This window comes from Massilia sp. P1_C10, assembly GCF_056406475.1.
This window is the reverse complement of the sequence record NZ_JBFUAC010000001.1, coordinates 56,458-73,989: the sequence shown is the minus strand read 5'-3', so window position 1 is coordinate 73,989 and position 17,532 is coordinate 56,458. Positions and strand designations below refer to the sequence as shown.

At 66.4% G+C, this 17,532-nt stretch carries 15 protein-coding genes; 9 read left to right on the top strand and 6 right to left on the bottom strand.

Annotated elements, in window-relative coordinates:
- Nucleotides 1-60 precede the first annotated feature (60 nt).
- The 4 genes from AC1D02_RS00365 (at nt 61) to AC1D02_RS00350 (ending at nt 3,911) form a co-directional block, all read left to right on the top strand.
- Nucleotides 61-1,491 carry an alpha/beta hydrolase gene (locus AC1D02_RS00365; protein ID WP_477312547.1) on the top strand — a complete coding sequence of 477 codons (1,431 nt, stop codon included), beginning with the start codon at nt 61-63 and terminating at the stop codon, nt 1,489-1,491.
- Between the two features lie 13 nt (nt 1,492-1,504).
- Nucleotides 1,505-2,236, top strand: coding sequence for an ABC transporter ATP-binding protein (locus AC1D02_RS00360; protein ID WP_477312545.1), 732 nt, complete (start codon nt 1,505-1,507; stop codon nt 2,234-2,236).
- Nucleotides 2,233-3,417, top strand: a complete 1,185-nt coding sequence (locus AC1D02_RS00355; protein ID WP_477312543.1) for an ABC transporter permease — start codon at nt 2,233-2,235, stop codon at nt 3,415-3,417. The genes AC1D02_RS00360 and AC1D02_RS00355 overlap by 4 nt, the downstream gene beginning before the upstream one ends.
- Before the next feature lie 71 nt (nt 3,418-3,488).
- Nucleotides 3,489-3,911 carry an OsmC family protein gene (locus tag AC1D02_RS00350; protein ID WP_477312541.1) on the top strand — a complete coding sequence of 141 codons (423 nt, stop codon included), beginning with the start codon at nt 3,489-3,491 and terminating at the stop codon, nt 3,909-3,911.
- Nucleotides 3,912-3,952: 41 nt separating this feature from the next.
- Here the strand turns inward: AC1D02_RS00350 and coq7 are convergent, their stop codons facing one another.
- Both coq7 and AC1D02_RS00340 read right to left on the bottom strand, forming a co-directional pair.
- Nucleotides 3,953-4,597: a 2-polyprenyl-3-methyl-6-methoxy-1,4-benzoquinone monooxygenase gene (gene coq7 / locus AC1D02_RS00345; protein ID WP_477312539.1), complete on the bottom strand. Its 645-nt coding sequence runs from the start codon at nt 4,595-4,597 to the stop codon at nt 3,953-3,955.
- A gap of 31 nt (nt 4,598-4,628) precedes the next feature.
- A complete protein-coding gene (locus AC1D02_RS00340) occupies nt 4,629-5,078 on the bottom strand; it encodes a hypothetical protein (RefSeq protein WP_477312537.1) in 450 nt (149 codons plus the stop codon).
- 109 nt (nt 5,079-5,187) lie between these two features.
- On the opposite strand from AC1D02_RS00340, the gene petA reads away from it, so the two are divergent.
- The 4 genes from petA (at nt 5,188) to AC1D02_RS00320 (ending at nt 10,710) form a co-directional block, all read left to right on the top strand.
- Nucleotides 5,188-5,784 (top strand): ubiquinol-cytochrome c reductase iron-sulfur subunit, encoded by a 597-nt coding sequence (gene petA, locus AC1D02_RS00335; RefSeq protein ID WP_477312535.1) that lies wholly within the window; start codon nt 5,188-5,190, stop codon nt 5,782-5,784.
- 199 nt (nt 5,785-5,983) lie between these two features.
- Nucleotides 5,984-6,874, top strand: a complete 891-nt coding sequence (locus AC1D02_RS00330) for an ABC transporter ATP-binding protein (RefSeq protein ID WP_477312533.1) — start codon at nt 5,984-5,986, stop codon at nt 6,872-6,874.
- A gap of 8 nt (nt 6,875-6,882) precedes the next feature.
- Entirely contained in the window at nt 6,883-10,452 is a 3,570-nt protein-coding gene (locus AC1D02_RS00325; protein WP_477312531.1) for an ABC transporter permease/M1 family aminopeptidase, read from the top strand.
- Nucleotides 10,453-10,497: 45 nt separating this feature from the next.
- A complete protein-coding gene (locus AC1D02_RS00320) occupies nt 10,498-10,710 on the top strand; it encodes an addiction module protein (RefSeq protein WP_477312529.1) in 213 nt (70 codons plus the stop codon).
- Between the two features lie 119 nt (nt 10,711-10,829).
- On the opposite strand, the gene AC1D02_RS00315 is transcribed toward AC1D02_RS00320, so the two are convergent.
- On the bottom strand, nt 10,830-13,481 hold the full coding sequence (locus AC1D02_RS00315; protein ID WP_477312527.1) for a DNA topoisomerase III: 2,652 nt from the start codon (nt 13,479-13,481) through the stop codon (nt 10,830-10,832).
- A gap of 197 nt (nt 13,482-13,678) precedes the next feature.
- On the bottom strand, nt 13,679-14,143 hold the full coding sequence (locus AC1D02_RS00310; RefSeq protein WP_477312525.1) for a Smg family protein: 465 nt from the start codon (nt 14,141-14,143) through the stop codon (nt 13,679-13,681).
- A gap of 110 nt (nt 14,144-14,253) precedes the next feature.
- Between AC1D02_RS00310 and AC1D02_RS00305 the strand changes: the two genes are divergently transcribed.
- On the top strand, nt 14,254-15,183 hold the full coding sequence (locus tag AC1D02_RS00305; protein WP_477312523.1) for a hypothetical protein: 930 nt from the start codon (nt 14,254-14,256) through the stop codon (nt 15,181-15,183).
- Nucleotides 15,184-15,186: 3 nt separating this feature from the next.
- On the opposite strand, the gene dprA is transcribed toward AC1D02_RS00305, so the two are convergent.
- Together dprA and AC1D02_RS00295 are read right to left on the bottom strand one after the other, a co-directional pair.
- Entirely contained in the window at nt 15,187-16,254 is a 1,068-nt protein-coding gene (dprA, locus tag AC1D02_RS00300; RefSeq protein WP_477312521.1) for a DNA-processing protein DprA, read from the bottom strand.
- Nucleotides 16,255-16,261: 7 nt separating this feature from the next.
- On the bottom strand, nt 16,262-17,359 hold the full coding sequence (locus AC1D02_RS00295; RefSeq protein WP_477312519.1) for a LysM peptidoglycan-binding domain-containing protein: 1,098 nt from the start codon (nt 17,357-17,359) through the stop codon (nt 16,262-16,264).
- Nucleotides 17,360-17,532: the final 173 nt, after the last annotated feature.

Here is a 17,532-nt window from a genome sequence, read left to right as displayed (position 1 = left end):
TCGGTTGACCGAGGCAACAGTGCGAATTTACTATGGACTGATACACCGATGGGAGACCCCGTGAAATTTCGCCCCTGCCTAGGCGCCGCCCTGACCGCCCTGGCGCTGCTGCCGGCGGCAAGCCTCGCCGCCGCACCGACCCGAACCTGCCACCTGCCCGGCGCCGAAGAGCCGCTGCGCTGCGTCACCCTGCCGGTCGCGCTCGACTACGCCAACCCGGCCGGCGCCAAACTCAAGCTGCACGTGACCGTCGCGCCGGCGTTCCGCGAGTCGGCCCGCCCCGACCCGCTGTTCGTGCTCGCCGGCGGCCCCGGCCAGGCCGGCTCCGACGTGCTGCAACTGCTCAACACCACCTTTCGCCGCACCCGCGCGACCCGCGACATCGTCTTCATCGACCAGCGCGGCACCGGACTGTCCGGCAAGCTCGATTGCGAAAGCACGCCGGCCCAGGAAGCGATGACCGAGGAGCAACTGGAAGCCGAAGTGGTCGCCTGCATCGGCCGCCTGAAAGCCAACTACGCCGCCTACGGCACCGCCAGCGCCACGCGCGACATCGAACAGGTGCGCCAGGCGCTCGGCTACGCCAAAGTCAACCTCTGGGGCGGCTCCTACGGCACCCGGCTGGCCCAGGCGTACGCGCGCGCCTACCCGGCGCAGGTGCGCTCGCTGGTGCTCGACGGCGTCGCCGCGCCCGACCAGGTGATCCCGGCCGGCGGCAGGGACAGCCAGGCCGCGCTCGACGCCCTGTTCCGCCAGTGCGCCGCGGAGCCGGGCTGCGCGCGCGCCTTCCCCAACGCGCGCGCCGAATTCACCGCGCTGGCCGCCAAGGTGGCCGCCGGCGGCGTGAAGGTGGAGATCGCCGATCCGCGCACCGCCGCGCCGCTCAGGCTGCCGATGACCAGCTCGCGCTTTCTCGCCACCGTCCACAGCATCCTGTATTCGCCCGCCGACAGCCGGCGCCTGCCGTTCCTGATCCACAGCGCCGCGCAGGGACGCTGGGAACCGTTCATGGCGCGCCGCAACGTCGCCGCCGATTTCTCGGCCGACGGCGCCACCTCGATGGTGCTGCACCTGGCCGTTATTTGCGCCGAGGACCTGCCGCGGCTGACACCGGAACTGCGCGCCGCCGACGCAAGCGAAGCCGCCCTGAGCGCGCCGATGGCCGCGCGCCTCCCCGCGCTGTGCCGCGCGATCAATGTGCCGCCGGTGCCGCTGGCCGCGCCGACGCAAATCACCGCGCCGACCTTGATGCTGTCGGGCGCGCTCGATCCGGTCACGCCGCCGCGCCGCGCCGAGGCCGCCGCGAAGGCGATCGCCCATGCCCAGCACCTGGTGGTGGCCAACGCCGGCCACGGCATCTCGCCGCTGGGCTGCGCGCCGCGCCTGCTGCGCGAATTCCTCGACCGTCCGGACGCCCCGGTGCAGGCCGCGTGCCTGAAAGACATCCCGGTGCCCGGCTTCCAGCTCGGCAGCGCCGGACCGCAACCGTAACCGCGAGACCGACATGATTGAAACAACAGATGTGCGCAAACAGTTCGGCGCCGTGCAGGCGCTGGGCGGGGTCAGCTTCACCGCGCGCGACGGCCAGATCACCGCGCTGCTGGGGCCGAACGGCGCCGGCAAGACCACCCTGTTGCGCCTGCTCGTCGGCCTGCTCAAGCGCGACCACGGCACGATCCGCATCGACGGCGTCGATCCCGAAAAGGATCCAATGGCCGTGCGCAAGAACATCGGCTTCCTGACCGACCAGTTCGGCCTGTACGAACGCCTCAGCACGCGCGAGTACCTGTGCTATTTCGGCGAATTGAACGGCATGGACGGCGCCAGCCTGAACGGCCGCATCGACGAAGTGTCGGAACTGCTGGCGATGACCGACATCCTCGAGCGCCGCAGCAAGGGCTTCTCGCAGGGCCAGCGCATCAAGGTGGCCCTGGCGCGGACGCTGCTGCACCGGCCGCGCCACCTGCTGCTCGACGAGCCGAGCCGCGGCCTCGACGTGATGAGCACGCGCGCCTTGCGCACCGCGCTCAACACCCTGCGCGCCGACGGCTGCTGCGTGATCATGGCCACCCACGTCATGCAGGAAGTCACCCATCTGTGCGACGACGTCATCGTCATCGCCAAAGGCCACACCGTCGCGCAGGGCTCGCCGCAGCAGCTGTGCGAGCGCACCGGCATCGCCAGCCTGGAAGACGCGTTCGTCAGCCTGGTCGGCACCGAAGAGGGAATCGCATGAAGTCGAAATGGAAGATCGTCTACCTGAAGGAGTTGCGCGAGACCGTGCGCGACAAGCGCTCGCTCGGCCTGCTACTGCTGTTCACGCTGATGTACCCGGTCATGCTCGGCATCATCCTGAACCAGTCGATCAAGCGCGCCACCAAGCCCGAGCGGGAAGGCATCGAGCTGGCCGTGATCGGCGCGCAGCAAGCGCCCAACCTGATGGCCCAGCTCAAGCAGAAGAACGTGCTGGTCAAGGAGGTCGCGCCGATGAGCGAGGAAGCGATCACCGAGCTGCTGCAGGCGCGCAAGGTGGTCGCGCTGCTGCGCCTCACCGACAAGTATGCGGAAAACTACCAGGCGATGCGCCCGGCGCGCATGGAACTGTGGTTCGATTCGGCGTCCGACAACGACAAGCGCCAGCGCGACATCGAGGACGTGATCCGCGCCTACAGTTCCAGCGTGACCGGTGCGCGGCTGCTGGCGCATGGCGTGTCGCCGGTGCTGGTGCAGCCGGTGCTGCTGCAGCGCTACGACACCGGCAGCACCGCGGCGCGTTCGGCCGGCCTGATCGGCAGCATCCTCGGCCTGCTGTTCTTCCCCGCCTTTATCTGCGGCTTGTCGGCCGCGGTCGACAGCACCGCCGGCGAACGCGAACGGCGCTCGCTCGAGGTGCTGATGTCGCAGCCGGCGCACGCGTGGGAACTGGTGGTCGGCAAGTGGATGGCCGCGGCCAGCCTGTCGCTGATCGGCGTCACCTTCGGCCTGCTGCTGGCGCACGGCATCCTGACCTGGCTGCCGCTGGAAGAAATCGGCATGTCGTGGCGTGTGACGACGGCCGACCTGGCGCGCGTGATCCTGGCGTCGATTCCGCTTTCGCTGTTCGCCGCGGCGATCCAGATCGCGGTGGCGATGAACGCCAAGTCGTTCAAGGAAGCGCAGAGCACGCTCAGCTTCCTGATGCTGCTGCCGCTGCTGCCCGGCGTGGTGGTGTCGATGATGGAGCTGAAGACGGCGCTGTGGATGTACCTGGTGCCGATCCTGTCGAACCAGACCTTGCTGCGCGAAATCGCCAAGGGCGAGGACATCGGCTCGCTGCCGTACGTGCTGACGTTTTTCAGCTCGCTGCTGCCGGCGCTGGCCGCGGCCGCATTCGCCAGCTGGCGCATGAAGAGCGAGGCCTACGTGCTTGGCGTGTAGACGCTACAATAATAGCCACTACACCTGGGTCTGACCCCGAGGGGTCAGACCCTTTTTTACGAGAGAGCGCGATGGAAGTGAAAGTCAGCTGGAACGGCCCGTCGGGCATGAGTTTCCGGGCCGAGACCGGCTCCGGCCACATGGTCAACATGGACGGCGCGCCCGAAGGCGGCGGCCACAACCTGGCGCCGCGGCCGATGGAGATGGTGCTACTGGGCACCGGCGGCTGCACCGCCTACGACGTCGTGCTGATCCTCAAGCGCGGCCGTGAAGACGTGCGCGGCTGCGACGTCACGCTCAAGGCCGAGCGCGCGGACGTCGATCCGAAAGTCTTCACCAGGATCCACTTCCATTTCATCGTCACGGGCAAGAACCTCAAGCCGGCAACCGTCGAGCGCGCGGTCAGCCTGTCGCACGACAAATACTGCTCGGCGTCGATCATGCTGGCCAAGATGGCCGAGATGACCCATTCCTTCGAGATCGTCGAAGCATAAACAAGGGGTCTGGTGCTGCGGCCCCGACCCATCTTCAGCGCTTAGATGTAGTAAGCGGTACTGGTCATCACCTTCGCCATCGCCGTCATCGCGGCGCGCGCCGGTCCCGGCACCTCCACCGCCCCCAGCGATTGCGCCGCCGCGCCATGCTGCGCCTCGTCCGTGCGCATCTGGGCGACGATCGCGCGCGACTTTGCGTCCTGCGCCGGCAAGTCGACCAGGTGGCTGTTCAGGTGCGCCTCGACCTGGCGCTCGGTCTCGACCACGAAGCCCAGGCTGCGCGCATCGCCCAGGTGCGCCGCCACCGCGCCCAGCGTGTAGGCGCCGGCATACCACAAGGGATTGAGCAAACTCGGCTGCGTGCCCAGCTCGCGCAAACGCTGCGCGGTCCACGCCAGGTGATCCTCTTCCTCGCGCCCGGCCTGCTCGAACTGGGTGCGCATGGCGTCGGTCTTGGCAAAGCGGGCCTGCGCGTCGTACAGTGCCTGCGCGCACACTTCGCCCACGTGGTTGACCCGCATCAGCCCCGCGCTGCGGCGCAGGTCGGCGCCTTCCAGGTTGACGTCTTCGGCGTGCGCCGCGGGATTCGGCCGGGTCGCCGTGGCCACGCCGGAAATCACGCGCAGGGCCTTGTCGAAGCCGCTGATCAGGTTGTCGAGGGGATGCAGATTCGGATTGGCGTTCATGGACGACCTTGTAAAGCTGTCAAAAACGCCATTATAGGATGCCGGGCAAGGCCGGGTCGCCCGGCTGCGCCGCCAGGTTCTGCTTTTCGATCCAGTCCAGCACCGGGCCGCCCACGTCCAGCTTGGAAATCGCCTTGGCCACGCCCAGGTTCAGCGACAGCAAAAAGCCGATGGTATCGATCGGTACCTCCGGGCAATGGGCGGCGAACGCGGCGGTAAAGCGCGCCGAGTCCACCACCGGCACCACCTTGCCGCCGCTCATGAACTGCAGCGCGCTGGCGATGCTGTGGCCTTTGCCGATCGCGTGATAGATGAAGCGGTTGTAGGCCCGGTCCACTTGCTTGAAGTCGATCGCCTCCGGACGCACCATCGCGGCCAGGTAATGCAGCCCGACCGCGGTGCGGAACCAGGCCAGGGATTCGTCGCGGTCGCGGGCGTCGCGCATGACCGCGAGAATGTTCTCTTGAATGGCAGTATCCATGCGGGCATTATCCACAATTCGGACAACTTTGGACGAGTTTTGCGGTCAAACTGACCTAGAATGAAATCAGGTTCGCCGGATTCTGTCCCGCCAACCCAAGGAGGTCGCCATGAACCGGACCCTGCCCCTCAATCCGCGTCGCCAGTTCCTCGGCGTGGCCACCAGCGCGATGGCCAGCCTCGGCCTGGTCGCCACCGCCATTCCTTTCGTCAAGAGCATGAGCCCCAGCGAGCGAGCGCGCGCCGCCGGCGGACCGGTCGAGGTGGACCTCGCCACTGTCGCGCCGGGTACGCTGACCACGGTCGAGTGGCGCGGCCGGCCGGTCTGGATCCTGCACCGCACACCCGCGATGGTGGCGCAGCTGGGCAAGCACGACGGCGACCTGGCCGACCCGAAGTCGGACGAAAACCAGCAGCCCTTCTACGCCCACAACGCCACCCGCTCGGTGCGCCCGGAGTTTTTCGTCGCCACCGCGGTGTGCACCCACCTTGGCTGCATCCCGGGCTTCCGGCCCGACGTCGCGCCGGCCGACCTGGGACCGGACTGGCCCGGCGGCTTCTATTGCCCCTGCCATGGCTCGCGCTTCGACCTGGCCGGGCGTGTCTACCGCAACGTGCCGGCGCCGCGCAACCTCGAAGTGCCGCCGTACAGCTTCGTCGGCAACACCCTGCACATCGGCGTCGAGCCGAATACGGCGAATACCTGACCTCGTCACGCGGCGGCGACCAACCCGGGGCCGGCAGCACCTCCCCTGCTCCACTGATTGCGCACTCTGGGCGCCCCAAAGCGCCGACTGTCGCAAGAGCACGCCCTGCGCGCCATAAATTTTATACAATGCAATTATCGAGAAGCTCGTCAGTTCGGTTGGCAGGGCTTCGCACGGAATCAGGCCCAGGAGTCAACGCATGGAATTACGCATCCGCAATTTGTCCAAGACCTACGCCAATGGCGTGGTTGCCCTGGACAAGGTCACCCTCACCATCCCGGCGGGGATGTTCGGCTTGCTCGGCCCGAACGGCGCCGGCAAGTCGACCTTGATGCGGACCCTGGCCACCTTGCAGGAATGCGATTCCGGCTCGGTGTTCTTCGGCGACCTCGACGTACTCGACGAAAAGGATGAGATCCGCCGCCTGCTCGGCTATCTACCGCAGGACTTCGGCGTCTACCCGAAAGTGACCGCTTACGAACTGCTCGACCATTTCGCAGTCCTGAAGGGCCTGTCGAACAAGGCGCGCCGGCGCGAAGTGGTCGATGGACTATTGCAGCAGACCAATCTTTTCGAAGTCCGCCACCAGCGCCTCGGCGGCTTTTCCGGCGGCATGCGCCAGAGGTTCGGGATCGCCCAGGCGTTATTGGGCGATCCCCGGCTCATCATCGTCGATGAGCCGACCGCCGGCCTCGACCCGCAGGAGCGGGTGCGGTTCCACAACCTGCTGTCCGACATCGGCGACGACAAGACCGTGCTGCTGTCGACCCACATCGTGTCCGACGTCGCCGACCTGTGCGCCAACATGGCGATCATCAACAAGGGCCACGTGCTGCTGTGCGGCGAGCCGCAAAAGCTGATCGCCGACATCGACGGCAAGATCTGGAGCCGCTTCGTCGCCAAGCACGAGCTGGCCGCGTTCCAGCAGCAGTACGCCGTGATCTCGTCGCGCCTGCTGACCGGCCGCACCCTGATCCACGCCTACGCCGAGAGCGACCCGGGCAACGGTTTCGAGCCGGCGCGCGCCGACCTCGACGACGTCTACTTTGCCACCATCGCCGGGCGCCACGTGGCCGCCAGCAACTGCTAAGGCCGATCATGCTGGCAATTGCGTTTTTCGAGGCCAGGCAGCGGCTCAAGTTGCTCTCGACCTGGGTGTATTTCGCCATGTTCCTGGCGCTGGCGATGCTGTGGATGGCCGCCGCCGGCGGCGTGTTCAAGGAAGCCGTGATCAGCTTCGGCGGCAAGGTCTTCATCAACGCGCCCCGTTCGATCGACCTGACCTGCGCCGTCCTCGGCAGCCTGGGCGTGATCGTCGTCGCGGCGATGATGGGCCGCTCGGTGCAACAGGACTTCGAGTACGACATGCACCACTTCTTCTTCAGCGCGCCGATCGGCAAGCACGCCTACGTGTTCGGCCGCTTCCTCGGCGCCTACCTGACACTCGCGGTGGTGTTTTCCAGCATCGTGCTGGGCGCCTGGCTGGGCACTTTCCTCCCCGGCATCGAGCCGGAGCGGCTGGGCCCGGCCTCGCTGTCGCTGTACCTGCGCCCTTATTTCCTGACCCTGCTGCCCAACCTGTTCATCTTCGGCGCCCTGTTCTTCGTGCTCGCCGCGCTGACCCGGCGCATGCTGCCGGTCTACGTCGCCGGCGTGGTGATGATGATCGGCTACATCGTCGCACCCTCGCTGGCGCGCGACCTCGACTACAAGACCCTGGCCGCGCTGATCGACCCGTTCGGCACCACCTCGCTGATCCGCATGACCGAGTATTGGACCATCGCCGAGAAGAACGCGCGCGCGATTCCGTTCGACGGCGTCTACCTGATCAACCGCCTGATCTGGTCGGGCTTCGCGCTGGCCGTGCTGCTGCTTGGCTACTGGCGCTTCCACTTCGTCAGCACGGTCGACAGCCGCGCCGCCCACCGGCCCGAGGGCGAAGCGGCGCCGCGCCTGTCCGGCGCCGCCGTCGCCACCCGCGAGCAGCCCGACTTCGCCGGCCGCAGCCTGGCCGCTCTGTTGCTGCAGTCGGCCTGGCTGAACCTGCGCGAGTCGGTCAAGAACGTCTACTTCCTGGCCATCGCGCTGGCCGGCATCCTGCTGCTGTTCGCCAGCTCGCTCGGCCTCGGCTCGATCTACGGCACCAACACCTACCCCGTCACCTACCAGGTGCTGGAAATGATCGGCGAAGCCTACACGCTGGTCATGCTGGTGATCACCACCTTCTTCGCCGGCGAGCTGATCTGGCGCGAGCGCGAGGCGCGCGTCGCCCAGATGCTCGACGCGATGCCGGTGCCGAGCTGGCTGCCGCTGCTGGGCAAGACCCTCAGCCTGGTCGCGCTGCAGGCGCTGATGCTGCTCATCGCCATGGTGTGCGGCATGCTGATCCAGCTGTTCAAGGGCTACTTCGCGCTCGAGCCGGGCCTGTATTTCCAGGCGCTGTTCCTGATCAAGCTGCCGCAGTACGCACTGGTTGCGGTGCTGGCGATCGCGCTGCAGGTGCTGATCGATCAAAAGTACCTGGCGTTCTTCGCGATGATCCTGTACTACGCCGCGACCTTGACGGCCAGCTCGTTCGGCCTCGACCATCCGTTGCTGCTGTACGGCACCTCGCCCGACTTCATCTACTCTGCCATGAACGGCTGGGGCCACTACCTGCTGCGCGAACGCTGGTTCGAGCTGTACTGGGGCGGCGCCGCGCTGATGCTGCTGGTGCTGTCGGTGGTGTTCTGGCCGCGCGGCTACAACGCCGAAATGGGCAGCCGCCTGCAACTGGCGCGCCGCAACCTGACCGTGCCGGTGCTGGCGATGTTCTGCGCGGGGCTGGCGATTTTCGTCGGCGCCGGCGCGCTGCTGTACTACAACCTGCAGGTCGCCAACGACTTCCAGACCGCCTGGCGCAAGGACCAGTCGCGCGCCGAGTACGAGCAGCGCTACAAGCAGTTCGCCGCGGCGCCGCAGCCGCGCATCGTCGACGTCAAACTGCAGGTCGACATCGTGCCCGAACAGCGCACCCTGCGCGTGCGCGGCTACTACCAGCTGGAAAACCGCAGCGGCGCGCCGATCGCCGAAATCTTCGTCCACCAGGCACGCACCAGCAAGCTGGCGATGCACTTCTCGCCCGGCGCGCGCCTGCTGCTGGCCGACAAAGAGCGCGGCTTCTACGCCTGGCGCCTGGCCGCCCCGCTCGAGCCCGGCGCCAGGATGGCGCTCGAATTCGACCTGACCGACGCGCCGCAAGGCATCCTCGGCCTCGGCATGGACACGCCCGTGGTCGGCAACGGCACTTTCTTCGGCAACGACGCGCTGCCGCGCATCGGCTACCAGCCGAACGCCGAGCTGACGGACGAGCGCGACCGCAAGCGCCACGGCCTGGCGCCGCGCGCGCCGATGAAGGCGGCGGCCGATCCGCAAGGGGCCGCCAACAGCTACCTGGCCAACGACGCCGACTGGATCAATTTCGACGCCATCGTCAGCACCAGCCCGGACCAGATGGCGATCGCGCCCGGCACCCTCGAGCGCGAATGGATCAGCCAGGGCCGCCGCTATTTCCACTACAGGATGGACAAGCCGATCCTCAATTTCTACGCCTTCCAGTCGGCGAAGTACGAGGTGCGCCACGAGCGCTGGCAGGACGTGACGATCGACCTGTACTACCATCCGGGCCACGATTTCAACCTCGACCGCATCATCAAGGGCGCCCGCGCCGCGCTCGATTACAACACGGCCAGCTTCAGCCCCTACCAGTACAAGCTGCTGCGCATCGTCGAGTTCCCGCGCTACCAGATGTTCGCCCAGTCCTACCCGAACACGATCCCGTTTTCGGAAGCGGTCGGCTTCATCGCCAAGGTCGACGACAAGAACCCGAAGGACATCGACTATCCGCTGTACGTGACGGCGCATGAAGTGGCGCACCAGTGGTGGGGCCACCAGCTGATCGGCGCCGAGACCCGCGGCGGCACGGTGCTGTCCGAAACGCTGGCCGAATATTCGGCGCTGATGGTGATGAAGAAGACCGTCGGGCCGGCCAAGATGCGGCGCTTCCTGCGCTACAACCTCGACCGCTACCTGATGGGGCGCGCGGGGGAGAACCGGCGCGAGTTGCCGCTGGCCCAGAACGAGAACCAGAAATACATCCATTACCGCAAGGGGGGCCTGGCGATGTACCTGCTGCAGGACCTGGTCGGCGAAGAAAAAGTCAACAGTGCGCTGCATGAAATGCTTGTGCGGTACGCTTTCCATGCGGCGCCGTATCCGAACGTCACCGCACTGACGGCGGAATTGCGGCGCGTCACCCCTCCGGAGCTGGCTTACCTGGTCGACGACCTGTTCTACGGCATCGTGTTGTATGAAAACCGCGCCACCCAAGCCAGCGCCGTGCGGCGCGCCGACGGCAGCTACGTCGTCACCCTGACGGCCAGCGCGGCCAAGGTCAGGGCGGGCGAACTGGGCGACGAGCAGGACATGCCGCTGAAGGACATGGTCGAGTTCGGCGTGGACGACAAGGACGGTAACCCGTTGCTGCGCGAACGGCGCCTGGTGGACCGCAAGGAAGTGACGGTCACGATGGTGGTGGCCAGCCGTCCGGGCAAGGCTGGAATCGATCCCGACAATAAATTAATCGACAAGAAGCCTTCGGATAACCTGATTGATGTGGAAATGCGTTAGACTTAGGAAATAATTCAAATAATCACGCTTTTGGGAGTTGCCACTATGTCCACCCTTGTCGCCGAGATTGCCGGAAAACTGAAGCTGTTGACCAGCGCCGAGAAAAACGACCTGTTGCGTTTGCTGTTGCTCGACATCGACGGCGCGGTGGACCAGGATGCCGACGAGGCATGGCGCAACGAGATCGTCAGCCGGGTCAAGGCGATCCGCAATGGCGAAGCGGCGATCAAGGCCCTGCAGGAAGAGTGGCACGAGTAATCGTCGTCCGCGCATAAAAAAACCGCGTCCCTTCGCAGGCACGCGGTTTTTTCATTTGGGGATCAGCGCCGCAGCCCAAGGGCTCGGGTCAGGTCCGGCGGACCTGACCCCGCGCCGGCTTATTCCTTCGGCGCAGCCTTCTTGGCCGCAGCTTTCTTGGCCGCAGGTTTCTTCGCCGCAGCTTTCTTGACCGCCGGCTTCTTCGCCGCCGCCTTCTTCGCCGCCGGCTTGACCGCCGCCTCTTCCCCGCCCTGGTCCGCTACCGGCTTCGCCTTGCCTTTTGCCGGCGCTTTTTCCTTGCGCGGCTCGAACTCGAAGCTGATCTTGCCGTCCTTGCCCTTGACCAGGAAGGCCTTGAACGGCCGGCGCGTGCGCTGCGACACGAAGCCCGGCATCAGGTCGGTCTTGCCGTCGTTGAGCAGCTTGGCCATCTGCTCGGGCAGTATCTCCTGCTGCAGGATGATGCGGCCGCTGCGGAAATCGCAGGTCTTCGGCTTGGCCACGCTGTGCTCGCACACATACGCCAGGCCCATCTCGTAGACGCCCGCGTTGCATTTCGGGCACGGTCCGAGCGGCGTCTGGCCGGTGAAGTCGACGCCCTCGCCGTTCTCGCCTTCCTCGTCGTTCTGGCCGAAGTCGAACTCCAGCTTGAAATTGTTGATGTCCTCGTCGCGCACGATGCGCAGGATCGCCGCGAACGGCCGTCCCATCTTCGAGCGGAAACCCTGCATCGGACCGATCGTGCGGTTCTTCAGCAATTCCTCGACTTCGGCGATCTCGAACTGCCGGCTGCCCGGCGTCTTGCTCATGTTGAAGTCGCACTTGGTGCAGGCGAAACGACGGTAGTTTTCCTTGACCACGCCGCCGCAGTTCGGGCACGGCGTCGTCAGGGTCGCGTAGTCGCCCGGGATGGTGTCGTTGTTGTATTCCTTGGCGCGCTTGACGATGATCTGGGTCATCTTCTCGATCTCGAGCATGAACTGCTCGCGCGAGATTTTGCCCTTCTCCATCTGCGACAGCTTGTATTCCCACTCGCCGGTGAGCTCGGGCGCCGTCAGCTCGTTCACGCCCAGCCCGCGCAGCAAGGTCATCAGCTGCGCCGCCTTGGCGGTCGGCATCAGCTCGCGGCCTTCGCGCAGCAGGTAGCGCTCGCCCAGCAGGCCCTCGATGATCGCCGCGCGCGTTGCCGGCGTGCCCAGGCCCTTGCCGGCCATCGCGTCGCGCAGTTCGTCGTCGTCGATCAGCTTGCCGGCGCCTTCCATGGCCGACAGCAAGGTCGCTTCCGTGTAGCGCGCGGGCGGCTTGGTGACCAGGCCGTTGGCCGTGACTTTCTCGGTATGCACCTTCTCGCCCTTGGCCACAGGCACCAGCGTGCCGGCGTTGTCCTTGTCGTCGGCGGTGGTGGTGTCCTTGCCGTAGATCGCCATCCAGCCGGCGTTGGTCATGACCTTGCCTTCGGTCTTGAACTGGTGGCCGGACACTTCGGTGTAGCGGGTCGTCACCTGGAACTCGGCGGCCGGGAAGAACACCGCCATGAAGCGGCGCGTCACCAGGTCGTACAGCTTCTGTTCCGGCTCGGACAAGTTCTTCGGCGCCACGCCGGTCGGGATGATCGCGAAGTGGTCCGAGATCTTGGTGTTGTCGAAGATGCGCTTGTTCGGCTTGACCCAGCCCTTGTCGGTGATCTGCTTGGCGAACTGGTGGTAATTGTTGTTCTCGGCCAGCGACGCCAGCGTCTCCTTGACGGTGGCGATGTAGTCTTCCGGCAGGTGGCGCGAATCGGTACGTGGGTAAGTCAGCACCTTGTGCTTTTCGTACAGCGCCTGGGCCAGGCCCAGCGTGTTCTTGGCCGAGAAACCGAAGCGGCCGTTAGCCTCGCGCTGCAGGCTGGTCAGGTCGAACAGGCCGGGCGCCATCGACGTGGTCGGCTTCGACTCTTCCGTCACATTGCCCTGGCGGCCCTTGCAGGCCATCGCGATGGTGTCGGCGGCGGCCTTGCTCCACAGGCGCTCCGGGCGCTTCTCCGGATCGTTCTCGTCCTTCTTGAACGACTGGTCGAGCCAGCGGCCTTCGTAGACGCCGGCCGCGCAGATGAACTCGGCGCGCACTTCCCAGTAGTCGCGCGCGACGAATTTCTTGATCTTCTCTTCGCGCTCGACCACGATCGACAGGGTCGGCGTCTGCACGCGGCCCACGGTGGTCAGGTAGAAGCCGCCCTCTTTCGAGTTGAACGCGGTCATCGCGCGGGTGCCGTTGATGCCGATCAGCCAGTCCGCTTCCGAGCGGCAGCGCGCGGCGTCGGCCAGCGGCAGCATCTCTTCGTCGCTGCGCAGGTTCTGGAAGCCGTCGCGAATCGCGCCGGCCGTCATCGACTGCAGCCACAGGCGCTTGACCGGCTGCTTGGCTTTTGCGTTCTGCTGGATCAGGCGGAAGATCAGTTCACCCTCGCGGCCGGCGTCGCATGCGTTGATCAGGGAAGTGACGTCCTTGCGCTTGATCAGCTTGTTGAGCACCTTCAGGCGCGCCTCGGTCTTGGCGATCGGGTTCAGCGCGAAGTACGGCGGAATCATCGGCAGGTGCGCGAAGCTCCATTTGCCGCGCTTGACGTCATGCTCTTCCGGCACCGCGATTTCCAGCAGGTGGCCGACGGCCGACGACAGCACGTACTCGTCCGACTCGAAATACTCATCGTGCTTGGTGAAGCCGCCCAGCGTCTTGGCGATATCGTTCGCGACTGAAGGCTTCTCGGCGATGATGAGGGTTTTTGTCATATGTGTTCTCGTCGTACTTATTTAGTTGATTCGGCTGGCGCATGATACATGGCTTCGCCGGGGCACTGGTTTTTTGGTCCAGATATCTTATTGGTAACCCGTAAGGTGCGGCCAATGATAAGCGGGTTGCGCGCCGGTTCGCAAGGGGGCTGTGCCGGCCCGGCTGTCCAAAACAACAGGAAATGGCGCGGCAGCGCCTAGTGCAGCAGGCGCGGGGATTGCTCGTCGTCGGAGCCGAACAGGTCGTCGAACATCAGCGCGTCCGGCTCCTTGCCCTGGCTCCACAGCAGCATCAGCACGATGATTTTCAGCTTGCCGAGGCTGACCGGCGATTCGCCCAGCGCCAGCGCGCGCTCGATGACGATCTCGCGTTGCAGGGCGCTGATCACATTGGCGCTCTCGAGGAACTGGATGAAGCCGACCGCGCCGCGGCCCAGCGTGTCGAATTCCTGGCCGACGTAGAAGCGCGTGCCGGTCGAGGCGGTGACGGCGCTGTGCTCGGCGCCGGCCATTTCGGTCAGGTCGGTCAGCCAGGACAGCGCTTCGGAGATTTCGACATCGTCGAAACCGACCGCCGACAGCTTGCGCGCCAACGCCTCCGGCTCCGGACAGGCGTCCGGGCGGTAGTAGGTTTCGTACAGGTAGACCAGGATATCGAACATGGCTCTACTCTATCAGTTAAGGCCATCGCGGCACAAGTGGCGCGCGGCGAACGGCCCTTCCCGGCGTAGTTGCCCTACAATCAGGCCGCCAGAATCGACCAAAGGACTGCATGACCCGCATTTACCGCTGCCTCGCGCTGACCGCATTGCTCTGCGCCAACGGCGCGCACGCCCTGGCGCCGGCCGGCGCCCGGCCCGTGTATGGCCGCGCCGATTGCGCCCGGATGCTGGCCGGCGCGCCGGCGGGGGCCATCGACCGCACGCCCGATGGCGCCGCCTTGCTGGCGGTGCTGCCGACGCCTCACTCGCCGCAGGTCGCGCGTACGCTCGCGGGCGCCGGCGAGGAGGTGCTGTGGTGGCTGCGGCACAATGGCAAGATCGATTTCAATTCGGTGGCGACCGCGTTCCACGAAGCCAACCACGCGCTCGACATGACCTTGTCGGCCTGCGCCGGCGAGAAGGCGACCTACGTGTTCGAGGGCCGCAGCTGGCCGACCGAGATCGTGCGCGGCACCACCCCGCCCTATCCGATCGCCGCGCCGCTGGTGCCGGCGCGCTTCAAGTCCGGGCAGCCGGGCCGCTACCAGACCTACATGGTGCAGACGCCGGCGGCCGCCGGCAACGACTTCACCACCCTGCTCGACGAGCTGAACGCCTACGTCGGCGCGGCGCAGCTGGAGCAGGCCCTGGCGGCAACGCCGCTGTATGCGCGCTTTCGGGCCGAAGGCGTCGTCAAGCTCGACGGCAGCGTGGGTGGCAGCGCCGACATGATGCTGTACGTGCTGTGCTACCTGAAAGCGGTGCGCGCGCAGCATCCGAGCGCGTATGCACACTTGCGCGACAGCCCGCTCGCGCTGGCGCACCTGCAGCGGCTGTGGAGCGCCGGCGAACGCGCAATCATGGCGGCGGCGCCGCACAGCGCGGCGCGCGGCGGGCTGATCGAGTTTCCCCAGCCTGCGCTCGACAGCATTTATTCGAACGAGTTCATCGGCGAGCTCGATCGCCTCGGCATCCGCCACGAGCGCGAGATCAAACAGTAGCAATCAGCGCACCAGGCGCTGCACCAGGCCGCCCGGCAGCCTTTCGACCTTTCCCGCCAGCTCCAGCTCGAGCAGCACCAGGCTCAGCTCCGCCGGCGCCAACCCGGCCCGCCGCGCCAGCTCGTCCTGCCCGACCGGATCGTGGCCCAGCGCGGCCAGCAAGGGATGGCCGTCCAGCGCGGGCGCGGGCGCCGCCGCAACCAGCACCTGGCGCAATTCGCCCAGCACATCGGCCGCCGTTTCAACCAGCTTGGCCCCTTCCTTGATCAGCTGATGGCAGCCCTTGGCCAGCGACGCGTGGATCGAACCGGGAATGGCGAACACGTCGCGCCCCTGCTCGATCGCCAGGTGCGCCGTGATCAGCGAGCCGGACTGCGCGGCCGCTTCCACCACCAGCACGCCCTCGGACAGCCCGCTGAGGATGCGGTTGCGGCGCGGGAAGTGATGCGGCAGCGGCGGCGTGCCCGGCGCATGCTCGCTGACCACGCAGCCCTCTTCGGCGATGCGCTGCCACAGGGCGCGGTTGCGCGCCGGGTAGGCGATGTCGGGCCCGGTGCCGATCACCGCGACGGTGGAGCTGGCGCCGTGCAGCCCGCCGGTGTGGGCGGCCGCGTCGATGCCCAGCGCCAGCCCCGACACGATGGTCAGCCCGGCGCAGCTGAGGGCCGCTGCGAACACCTCGGCGTTGGCAACGCCCTGCCGGGAGGCGTTGCGGCTGCCGACGATCGCCAGCGCGGGCGCCGCCAGCAGGTCGACGCGGCCGGCCGCGAACAGCAGCGGCGGCGGATCGGGGATCTGCAGCAGCAAGGCCGGATAATCCGGGTCGGTCAGGGTAATCAGATGATGGCCGGGGCGGCCCAGCCAGTCGCGGGCGCGCTCGACCTGGCGATGGTGCTCGGCGGACGGGGCCGGCCACTTGCGCGGCGCGCCGTCGAGGATGGCTTGCGGGGAGCCGAACTCGGCGATGAGAGAGCGGATCGTCGCCGCCCCGACGCCCGGGGTCTGTTCCAGGCGCATCCAGGCGGCCAGTGCGGCCGCATCGATCGGGGGGCGAAGGTCCGTGTCCTGCACGGCGGTTTTACTCCGGTGATCTTGCCACGTCGCCGACTTCCACCGGCTGCGTCGTTTGCATGATCAGGCCGTAGGAAACGTGCTTGAACACGCGGAAGATGAACAGTGTCCCGACCTGCTCGTCGGGCAGCTTGATCATCGTCTTGCCCATGCCGAACAGGCCCTTGTTGCCGCCCGGGTCGGCGATGGTCTTCCCAAAATGGTACAGCTGCAGCACGGCGCCGACATCGAGTCCGTCAAGCGAACCGCGATTGATGCTGACCACCTGGTTCTGGCCGGCGTAGGTCACGCCCGAGTAGATGCCCAGCACGCGCGCGCCGATCTGGCGCTCCGGCTGGTGCGGCACGTAGTTGCGGATCGGCGTGGGCGGCGCCGGCAGCAGGCGGTCGCCCACGCCCATTTCCTGTTTCGAGCTCGACACTGTGAAGGTGTGCACGTCGACGCCCGGCTTCGCTTCGGCGCGCAGCGCGGCGGTGCCGAGGTACACCGCTTCGTAGGCCAGCACGCGGCCGCTGTCCGGGTCGCGCAGCGGCGTGCCCGGGCGGAACACCTGGAACGAGGTGCCGCCCTTCAGCGCGCCGCGCACGTAAATCTTGTCGTCCTTGCCGATGTAAACGTGGCCCTCTTCGGCCGCGGCGATGCGCGGCGCCGTCTCCAGCTCGTTGGTCTCGACGATCAGCGGCATCGACAGGAAGGGCTCGATCAGGCCGGACGCGATCGACTGCACCGCGTCGATGCCCAGGCCTTCGGTGCGGATCTGCGGCGACAGGCGCGTGGTGCCGGCGATGCCGTCGGCGTCGCCGGAGCCCGGCTTGTTGAGCGTCAGGCGCCCGGTCTTGCGGTCGAAGTAAACGATCTGGCCCGGATAGATCCAGTGCGGATTGCGGATCTCGTCGCGGTTCATGCCCCACACCTGCGGCCAGCACCACGGATGCTCGAGGAATTTGCCCGAAATGTCCCACAGCGTATCGCCGCGCACCACCAGGTGCTGGTCCGGGGCATTCGGACGGAACTCACATGTGGCGGCTTGAACCGGGCTCGCCGCAGCGCACGCAAATAGCGCGGCGCAAGCGATGCGCGTGCCGACTGTGATAAAATTTTTCATTAAGTTGTCCGTAAAATGCGGCATGAAAACGGCATTGCTGGCTGCGCCTGGCGCCCGCCATCAAGGCATGGGCATCGGCAAACGCCGGCCCCTTGCATCCCGCAGACGGATGAAAAGGTTGCCCTACTGGATCAAATTCTGCACATAAATCCTTGAACTAGCAAGATAAACCA

Excerpts from the sequence above, each read along its gene's own strand:
- AC1D02_RS00360 (WP_477312545.1), top strand. The coding sequence starts at position 1,505 with ATGATTGAAACAACAGATGTGCGCAAACAGTTCGGCGCCGTGCAGGCG.
- AC1D02_RS00355 (WP_477312543.1), top strand. The coding sequence starts at position 2,233 with ATGAAGTCGAAATGGAAGATCGTCTACCTGAAGGAGTTGCGCGAGACC.
- AC1D02_RS00350 (WP_477312541.1), top strand. The coding sequence starts at position 3,489 with ATGGAAGTGAAAGTCAGCTGGAACGGCCCGTCGGGCATGAGTTTCCGG.
- coq7 (WP_477312539.1), bottom strand. The coding sequence starts at position 4,597 with ATGAACGCCAATCCGAATCTGCATCCCCTCGACAACCTGATCAGCGGC.
- AC1D02_RS00340 (WP_477312537.1), bottom strand. The coding sequence starts at position 5,078 with ATGGATACTGCCATTCAAGAGAACATTCTCGCGGTCATGCGCGACGCC.
- petA (WP_477312535.1), top strand. The coding sequence starts at position 5,188 with ATGAACCGGACCCTGCCCCTCAATCCGCGTCGCCAGTTCCTCGGCGTG.
- AC1D02_RS00330 (WP_477312533.1), top strand. The coding sequence starts at position 5,984 with ATGGAATTACGCATCCGCAATTTGTCCAAGACCTACGCCAATGGCGTG.
- AC1D02_RS00325 (WP_477312531.1), top strand. The coding sequence starts at position 6,883 with ATGCTGGCAATTGCGTTTTTCGAGGCCAGGCAGCGGCTCAAGTTGCTC.
- AC1D02_RS00320 (WP_477312529.1), top strand. The coding sequence starts at position 10,498 with ATGTCCACCCTTGTCGCCGAGATTGCCGGAAAACTGAAGCTGTTGACC.
- AC1D02_RS00315 (WP_477312527.1), bottom strand. The coding sequence starts at position 13,481 with ATGACAAAAACCCTCATCATCGCCGAGAAGCCTTCAGTCGCGAACGAT.
- AC1D02_RS00310 (WP_477312525.1), bottom strand. The coding sequence starts at position 14,143 with ATGTTCGATATCCTGGTCTACCTGTACGAAACCTACTACCGCCCGGAC.
- AC1D02_RS00305 (WP_477312523.1), top strand. The coding sequence starts at position 14,254 with ATGACCCGCATTTACCGCTGCCTCGCGCTGACCGCATTGCTCTGCGCC.
- AC1D02_RS00295 (WP_477312519.1), bottom strand. The coding sequence starts at position 17,359 with ATGAAAAATTTTATCACAGTCGGCACGCGCATCGCTTGCGCCGCGCTA.